Below are 7,697 nucleotides of genomic sequence, written 5' to 3' on the forward strand. Positions count from 1 at the left end.
GCTCCGGCACTGATCGCAGCACGGGAACCATGCCGCCCCTGTCGACGTCCCCCTCCTCGCCCGTACACTGACAAATCGCAGATGTGCGCGAGCAGTTGATCCGGGGGGAGCCGCCATGTCGGGGGACCAGTACGGCAGATACGACTACACCTTCAACGTTCCGCCCATGCCGCCGACACCGCCGCCGGCCCCGGCAGACGGCGCACGGGCCGTCGCGGTGGCCGTGCTCAACCTCAGCGGTCTGGGCCTGGGCTACGCCCTGCTGCGCCGCTGGGTCCTCATGGTCGCGTGCTGGGCCGCCACCGCCGTCCTGCTGCTCGTGGCACTGCCGGCCGAACCGGACGGCGTCCCGGGCTTCGCGCTCGTCCTGTATCTGCTGTTCCTCGCCGCGGCGGCGGCGCACGGTGCGCGGCTGGGCCTGCGCACCCCGCTGGCCGGGCTCCGGCAGGCGCCGCTCGCGCTCGGCCTCGGACTGCTCCTGCTCGTCGTGCCGGCCGGCGGCGTCGTGCTGTACGACAGTGCGCGGGACGAAGCGACGCAGCAGATGCTGCTCGACCGGCTCGACGAGGCCGACCGGCTGGTGCAGACCGCCGGCGAGAAGCCCTTCGACACGGCCAGGTCCGACTACCGCAAGGCGCTGACGGCCTATGCGGACCTGACGGGCGACCACCCCGACTCGCGGGCGGCCGAAAAGGTGCCCGCACGGATGAAGACCTTCTACACGACGGTCGGCGCCCCCTACGCGCAGAAAAACTACTGCCAGGCGACGGAGCCGCTGAAGTATCTCCGCACGGTTCCCAAGAGCCTGCCGGACACGGATCTCGGGTCGCTGAAGACCTGGCCCGACGACCGGCTCGCCACCTCGCTGTTCGAGTGCGCGTCGACGGCGCTCACGGCCGGTGCACCCTCCTGGGCGACGCAGTTCGGGGAGTTGCTGACCACCTTCCCCGAGTCGCCGCAGGCCCAGAAGGCCGAACCGGCCGTGGCCGCCGCCGTGGTGAAGGCGGAGAAGGGCCTGGGCGGGGCCGAGCCCTGCACGGCGGTCGAGAGCCTGAACACGCTCGGCTCCCAGATCGACGCGGTGCCCTCCGAGCAGGCCGACGTGGGCGCCGCCCTCACCAAGGACGCCCAGCGGGCCAGGACCAGCGCGAGCACGGGCACGTACAACTGCGGCGTGGACCAGTACCGGGACGGCGACTTCGAGTCGGCCCAGACGACGATGTCCGAGTACGTCTCCGACCACAAGACCGCCAAGAACGTGGCGCTGGCGAGGAAGATCGCGATAGCGGCGGAGATCGCCCAGACGGTGCCGGCGGCCGGCAAGAAGCTGCCGACGAACCGCACGGGCGGCAGCATCTCCGTCACGGTGCAGAACGACAGCCCCGACGAGATCACCGTCCTCTACACGGGTCCGGTCACCGGGAGTTTCACCCTCAAGGGCTGCAGCGGCTGCAAGGCGTACTCGTTCTCCAGCACGATCGACCCGAATTTCGAGCCGTGCAGCAACAGCAGCAGGAACTATCCGGAGCGCACGATCAGCCTGCCGGTCGGCACCACCTACTTCCTGCACAAGCCGAAGGACGGCCTCGACTCGCCCGCCTCGGACACGGCCAAGCTCGAATCGGGCTACATCTACACGGAGTGCGCCTACACGACACAGAGCCTGGGATCGCTCTCCTGAACAGGGAGTGAAGCGACGGGAAATGCCAGGAAATTCCGCCTGCTGAATATCCGTCAACCGTGAATTCGCTACCTGTGGGTCACATGTGACGGGTGATAAGGTGCGGCGGAATTCTCTTGTGCAGAGTCTCTTGTGCAGAGCACCCCACACGAAAGCCTTGAGATACTCCATATGAACGACATAACGGCGGAATCACCTGTGAGTTCCTTTGTTCCGGGCGGTCGCCGCCGGCACCGCAAGGCCAAGCAGAGCAGCACCGGCATGCGGCGGGCGATCGTGCTCGCCCTCGCCGTGCCCCTCACGTCCGCGGCCCTGGCCGGCCCCTCGGCGTTCGCCGCCGAGAAGGGCATCGGCACGACGGCCAAGGACGCCGCGTCCGGTCAGACGCTCGACGAGGGCGACCAGCAGATGGTCACGAACCTTCAGACGCGGGTCCTCGACCAGCGGCTGGGCTCGAACGTCAGCGGCGTGGTCCTCGACGCGGAGTCGGACGACACGTTGTGGGACCACAACGCGGCGACCGCGCTGATGCCGGCGTCCAACGTCAAGCTCGCCACGGCGACCGGCGCCCTCACCGTGCTCGGCCCGGACCACACGTTCACCACGAAGGTCGTCTACGGCAACGGCACGCTGACCCTGATCGGCGGCGGCGACCGGACCCTGACCAGCGCCGACCTCGCCGAGCTGGCGACCACCGCGGTCGCCGGGCTCAAGGCGGCGGGTCTGACGTCGGTGAAGGTCGCCGTGGACGACAGCCTGTTCCCCGAGCCGACCCTGGCCAACGGCTGGAACACCGGCTACTACCCCGACTCCGTCGCCCCCGTGCGCGCGCTCGTCGTCGACGGGCACGGCGTCGACGACACGTCCCTGGACGCTGGGCAGGTCTTCGCGAAGCAGCTCACCGCGGCCGGGGTCACCGTGGACGGCACGGTCGCCCGCGCCACGGCGAGCGACACGGACGTGCCGGTCGCCCGGCACGTCTCGGCGCCGCTGTCGGCCATCGTCCACAAGATGCTCAAGACCAGCGACAACAACATCGCCGAGACCCTGCTGCGGATGACCGCGCTGGGCGCGCACCGTCCGGCCACCTTCGAGGCCGGGGCCGAGGTCGTACGCCAGGTGCTGAGCGTGGGCTACGGCGTGTCGCTCGAGAACTTCGAGATGTACGACGGCAGCGGCCTGTCCCGGGCGGACCGCATCCCGGCCGCCACGCTCGCGGAGATCCTCGAGCTGCTGACGGAAGACCGCTACGCCGGCACCCTCGGCTCCATCCTCGACGGACTGCCCGTCTCCGGCGAGGCCGGCAGCACCCTCGGCCCGGAGTGGGGCCGCTTCGACGACGTGAACTCCAAGTGCGCGGTCGGCAAGGTGCACGCGAAGACCGGCACGCTCACCGGGGCCATCGCGCTGAGCGGTCTGACGCAGGGCAAGGACGGCAAGTGGAAGGTCTTCTCGTTCATCGAGAACGGCTCCACCGCCAACCCGAACGACATCAAGGACGCCATGGACGGCCTCGCGGCGACCGTCAACGGCTGCTGGGCCTGACCGAGCGCACGGGTACGGCAAGCGGAGAGGGCCGGTGTCACGGACGCCGGCCCTCTCCGGTCGTTCCGGTGTGACCCAAGCCACTAAGAAAACGATGCCGTTTCGATGACTCCGAGGACTACGCTGCCATCAAGTGAACGAAACCGTTTCGTTCATGGGTGTTCGCCCCCACCGCATGGAGAACGACAGCCATGACCTCCGTACTCATCGTCAACGACCAGTCCCTCCAGCGCCTCGGCCTGCGTATGCTGCTGGCCGCCGAGACCGACCTGACCGTCGTGGGCGACACGGCGAGCGGAGCCGAAGCGGTCCGTATGACCGCCGCGCTCCGACCCGACGTCGTCCTGATGAGCGGCCCCCGTTCCGAGTCGGACGACATCCCGACCATCCGCCGTATCGCGCGCCCGACGCACCTCACGGCGGTCGGGAGCCCTTCCGGAGCGACCGAGCACCCGTCCCGGGTGCTCGTCGTCACCTCCAGCGGCGACCAGGGGTACGCCTACGCCGCCCTGCGCGCGGGCGCCGGCGGCTTCCTCCTCGACGATGCCACCACCGACGAGCTGACCGCGGCCGTCCGTGCGGTGGCCGCCGGAGACGCCGTCATCACCCCCGAGCTGACCCGCGCCCTCATCGACACCGTGCGCCAGGAGCGCGCGCCGCTGCCCCGCGAGCGCGCGGTCGGGCTCGACGCCTTCACCGAGCGCGAACGCGACGTCCTCGTCGCCGTGGCCTCCGGCTCGTCCAACGCGGAGATCGCCGCGCGGCTGTCCATCGCCCCGACCACGGTCAAGTCGCACGTGAGCCACATCCTCGCCAAGATCGGCGCCCATGCGCGCGTCCAGGCGGTCGCCTTCGCCTACGAGTACGGCCTGGTGCACCCGGCCGCCTGACCCGACACCGGCCGCCTCTCAGACGGGCTCGGCCGTCGTGCCGCGCAGGACCAGCCGCGGGGTGAGGACGACCTCGCGGGACTCGGTCCGCCCCTGGTCGAGGCGTTCGACGGCGGCCGTCACGGCATAGCGGGCCTGTTCGCGGGCGCTCTGGCTGACGGTCGTCAGGTTGAAGCAGCTCAGCCGGGAGAGCGTGTCGTCGTCGTACCCGACCACGGAGACCTGCCCCGGGACGGAGACGCCGGCCCGGGCGAAGGCGGCGAGGACGCCGATCGCGCTCTGGTCGTTGAAGGCGACGACGGCCGTGGGCAGGCCGCCGCCGTCGAGGATCTGGTGGGCCGCGCGTTCGCCGGCCGCCTCCGTGTGGTCACCGTGCAGCACCCTGATCCGGGCGTCGAGGCCGCGCCGGCGCATGGCCGTGCGGTAGCCGCGGCGCCGGTCGGTGGCGATGACGCCCTTGCCGCCGTCCACGTAGACGATCTCCCGGTGTCCGAGATCGACCAGGTGATCGACTATCTGGCCCACACCGTCGTCGTCCGCGGTACGCACGACGTCCAGGTCCGCGTCCGCGATCCGGCGGCCCACGGCGATGACCGGCGACTTGCGGTCGAGGACGGCGAGCGTGTCGGCGGGGGCGGTCGGGCCGAGCAGGATCAGCGCCTCGCTGCGGAAGGCGAGCAGCGTCTCCACCGCGGTGTGCTCGTCGCGGGTGCGGGTGAGGGTGCTCAGGACCAGGTCGTAGCCGACGTCCTCGGCGGCCGTGTGCAGATGCTCGACGAGTTCGGCGTGGAACGGGCTGTGGATGTCGACCATGACGCCGAGCAGCCGGGTGCGCCGGCTGGCCAGCATGCTGGCCGTGCGGTCCACCTGATAGCCGAGGTCCGCGGCCGCCTTCAGGACCCGCTGCCGGGTCCGTTCGCTCGGGCCGGCCACCCCCCGCAGCACCAGGGACACCGAGGCGGTGGAGACGCCCACCCGCGCGGCCACGTCCTCCAGCCGGGGGCGTCTGAGCGCACCGTCCCGCTGTGCGCCCTCCCGGTGACCTGTGGAATCAGCCTCGCCCACCTGTGCCTCCCCGCCGCAATCTCCTGGTGCAACACCCTTGACACGCTCGCGAAACAAGGCTGATAGTACCAGGACTTAAAGCGCTTTAAATTGTCCTGATGTTCCGACCAAGTCGGCCCTGACGCCCACAAGGCGTCCGTCCTCGACTCGGCCCGCGCCCCCCACCGCGACCCACCCGCGCAGCGCGAGCACAGGGACCCGTTCCGTAGCCGCAGATCCACCCCTCCCCTGCACAGTGAGGTGCACGAAGCATGAATCGCACATCCCTTCCCCGCTCCCGCAGACTCGTCCCCGTCGTGGCCGTGGCAGCAGCGGCCGCCCTGACCCTCGCGGGCTGTTCCAGCAGCTCCGGCGGCAAGAAGGCCGAGGAGGAGGCCGCCGGCGCCTCCGCGGGCAAGGCCGACACCCCCCGGATGACCATCGCGATGGTCACCCACGCGCCCTCCGGCGACACCTTCTGGGACACCATCCGCAAGGGCGCCGAGGCCGCCGCCGCCAAGGACAACGTCAAGCTGATCTACTCCAACGACGAGACGGCCGGCGACCAGGCCAACCTGGTGCAGAACGCGATCGACCAGAAGGTCGACGGCATCGCGGTCACCCTCGCCAAGCCGGACGCGCTCAAGGACGTGGTCGCCAAGGCGGAGCAGGCCGGCATCCCGGTCGTCGGCCTCAACGCGGGCCTCGGCGTCTGGAAGGAGCAGGGCCTGCTGTCCTTCTTCGGACAGGACGAGGCCGTCTCCGGACAGGCGCTCGGCACGAAGATCAACGGAACGGGCGCCAAGCACGCGCTGTGCGTGATCCAGGCGCAGGGTGACGTCAACCTCGAAGAGCGCTGCGCCGGTGTGAAGAAGACCTTCGGCGGCGAGACCGACATCCTCTACGTCAACGGCACGGACATGCCGTCGGTGAAGTCGACGATCACCGCCAAGCTCAAGCAGGACAGCTCCATCGACGAGGTGGTCACCCTCGGCGCCCCCATCGCGCTGACCGCGGTGCAGTCGGTGTCCGAGGCGGGCAGCAAGGCCAAGGTCGCCACCTTCGACCTCAACAAGGATCTCGTCTCCGCCATCGAGAAGGGCACCATCCAGTTCGCCGTCGACCAGCAGCCCTACCTCCAGGGCTACCTCGCGGTCGACTCGCTCTGGCTGTACAAGACGAACGGCAACTTCAGCGGAGGCGGTGAGCAGCCGGTGCTGACCGGTCCGGCCTTCGTGGACAAGTCCAACGTCGAGGCGGTCGCCCAGTTCGCCGCGAAGGGCACTCGGTGATGAGCATGACGCAGCAGGCTGCGCCGGCGGTGACCACACCGCCGGCCTCCGGCCCCAGGCAGACCGACGGCCGGACCGCTCGACGTCCCCTGGCCCTGCGGCTGTTGGCCCGCCCCGAGGTGGGCGTGTTCCTCGGCGCCGTCGCGGTGTACGTGTTCTTCCTGGTGTCGGCTCCGCCGGTCCGGGACGGCAGCTCGATGGCCAACATCCTGTATCAGTCGTCGACGATCGGGATCATGGCGCTGCCGGTCGCGCTGCTGATGATCGGCGGCGAGTTCGATCTGTCCGCCGGTGTCGGCGTGATCACCTCGGCACTCACCGCGAGCATGCTCGCCTACCAGCTCAGCATGAACGTGTGGGTGGGCGTCTTCGTCGCCCTGATCGTGTCGCTGGCGGTCGGCTTCTTCAACGGCTGGGTGATGGTCCGGACGGGGCTGCCCAGCTTCCTGGTCACCCTCGGCACGTTCCTGATCCTCCAGGGCGTCAACCTCGCCGTGACCAAGCTGATCACCGGGAACGTCGCGACCGACGACATCAGCAGCATGGACGGCTTCGAGCAGGCGAGGGCGGTCTTCGCCTCGTCGTTCGAGGTAGGCGGCGTCCAGGTGAAGATCACCGTCATCTGGTGGCTGGTCTTCGCGGCGCTGGCCACCTGGGTGCTGCTGCGCACCAGGTACGGCAACTGGATCTTCGCGGTCGGCGGCAACAAGGAGAGCGCGCGGGCGGTCGGCGTGCCGGTGACGTTCACGAAGATCTCGCTGTTCATGCTGGTCGGCTTCGGCGCCTGGTTCGTCGGCATGCACCAGCTCTTCACCTTCAACACCGTGCAGTCGGGCGAGGGCGTCGGCCAGGAGCTGATCTACATCGCGGCGGCCGTCATCGGCGGCTGTCTCCTCACCGGCGGCTACGGCTCGGCGATCGGCCCGGTCTTCGGCGCGTTCATGTTCGGCATGGTGCAGCAGGGCATCGTCTACGCCGGCTGGAACCCCGACTGGTTCAAGGCCTTCCTCGGCGTGATGCTCCTCGGCGCCACGCTCATCAATCTGTGGGTCAGCCGCGCGGCGACCCGGAGGTGACCGATTCCATGACAACGACCCACGACACCAAGGCAGCCCAGGACACCTCCGCTGTCGTCGAGCTGAAGGCCACCGGCAAGGCGTACGGCAACATCCGTGCGCTGCACGGGGTGAGCCTGACCGTGCATCCCGGGAAGGTGACCTGCGTCCTGGGCGACAACGGCGCCGG

6 protein-coding genes and 1 pseudogene are annotated in these 7,697 nt (G+C 69.6%); 6 read left to right on the plus strand and 1 reads right to left on the minus strand.

The window, feature by feature from the left end:
* Positions 1–115: 115 nt before the first annotated feature.
* From ACWD4O_RS39905 to ACWD4O_RS39915, 3 genes are all read left to right on the plus strand, one after another.
* Complete coding sequence (locus ACWD4O_RS39905) at positions 116–1,681, plus strand: hypothetical protein (protein WP_451287919.1); 1,566 nt, start codon at positions 116–118, stop codon at positions 1,679–1,681.
* A 171-nt stretch (positions 1,682–1,852) separates the two neighbouring features.
* Positions 1,853–3,226 carry a D-alanyl-D-alanine carboxypeptidase/D-alanyl-D-alanine endopeptidase gene (dacB, locus tag ACWD4O_RS39910; RefSeq protein ID WP_451287921.1) on the plus strand — a complete coding sequence of 458 codons (1,374 nt, stop codon included), beginning with the start codon at positions 1,853–1,855 and terminating at the stop codon, positions 3,224–3,226.
* A gap of 191 nt (positions 3,227–3,417) precedes the next feature.
* Positions 3,418–4,116 carry a LuxR C-terminal-related transcriptional regulator gene (locus ACWD4O_RS39915; protein ID WP_451287923.1) on the plus strand — a complete coding sequence of 233 codons (699 nt, stop codon included), beginning with the start codon at positions 3,418–3,420 and terminating at the stop codon, positions 4,114–4,116.
* An 18-nt stretch (positions 4,117–4,134) separates the two neighbouring features.
* On the opposite strand, the gene ACWD4O_RS39920 is transcribed toward ACWD4O_RS39915, so the two are convergent.
* On the minus strand, positions 4,135–5,181 hold the full coding sequence (locus ACWD4O_RS39920; protein ID WP_451287925.1) for a LacI family DNA-binding transcriptional regulator: 1,047 nt from the start codon (positions 5,179–5,181) through the stop codon (positions 4,135–4,137).
* A 251-nt stretch (positions 5,182–5,432) separates the two neighbouring features.
* Between ACWD4O_RS39920 and ACWD4O_RS39925 the strand changes: the two genes are divergently transcribed.
* From ACWD4O_RS39925 to ACWD4O_RS39935, 3 genes and pseudogenes are all read left to right on the plus strand, one after another.
* Positions 5,433–6,452 (plus strand): sugar ABC transporter substrate-binding protein, encoded by a 1,020-nt coding sequence (locus tag ACWD4O_RS39925; RefSeq protein ID WP_451287927.1) that lies wholly within the window; start codon positions 5,433–5,435, stop codon positions 6,450–6,452.
* The gene (locus ACWD4O_RS39930) at positions 6,452–7,528 is read left to right on the plus strand and encodes an ABC transporter permease (RefSeq protein ID WP_451287929.1); all 1,077 of its coding nucleotides are present in this window, start codon (positions 6,452–6,454) and stop codon (positions 7,526–7,528) included. The genes ACWD4O_RS39925 and ACWD4O_RS39930 overlap by 1 nt, the downstream gene beginning before the upstream one ends.
* Before the next feature lie 8 nt (positions 7,529–7,536).
* A pseudogene (locus ACWD4O_RS39935) lies at positions 7,537–7,697 on the plus strand (sugar ABC transporter ATP-binding protein); the annotation flags it as partial.

The organism is Streptomyces sp. NPDC002623, assembly GCF_053592635.1.